General features: G+C 37.0%; 1 protein-coding gene. It reads left to right on the top strand.

Annotated elements, in window-relative coordinates:
- A partial coding sequence (locus tag BN200_RS08425) for a hypothetical protein (RefSeq protein WP_019222124.1) occupies positions 1 to 278 on the top strand: 278 nt, incomplete at its 5' end.
- Between the last annotated feature and the right edge of the window lie 87 nt (positions 279 to 365).

The following is a 365-nucleotide window of genomic DNA, read 5'->3' as shown; positions in this document are numbered from 1 at the left end:
AAATTCTAAGCATTGTTAATGGGGTAGATGATGTTATCCAAATCTTTCGTATAAATCCTTCTGAAAAGAGTTGTGAAGACATTTCTGAAGAAATTGCAGACGCATATGTAGAAGAAAATATCGACAGTCTCTATGAAGAGAGTGAGGTTCATGACTTTGTACGCGAAAGTGATGCCTACAATAGTTTTTTAGATGATTTAGCAAGAGAAAAATATAATGATGAGGTCTACGGTACCTATGAACAACAGCACCGTTTGCGTCCTTGTGATGTGCTTTAAAACTCTGAAGGGCGTTTGAAAAAGCGCCCCCTTTAATCCATCAATTCCATCAATATGAGGTCCGTAATGGAAAAGCTTATTGCTATT

This window comes from Bartonella senegalensis OS02, assembly GCF_000312545.1.
In the GTDB taxonomy this organism is placed as follows: Bacteria; Pseudomonadota; Alphaproteobacteria; order Rhizobiales; family Rhizobiaceae; genus Bartonella; species Bartonella senegalensis.
This window is presented reverse-complemented; position numbering and strand designations above follow the sequence as displayed.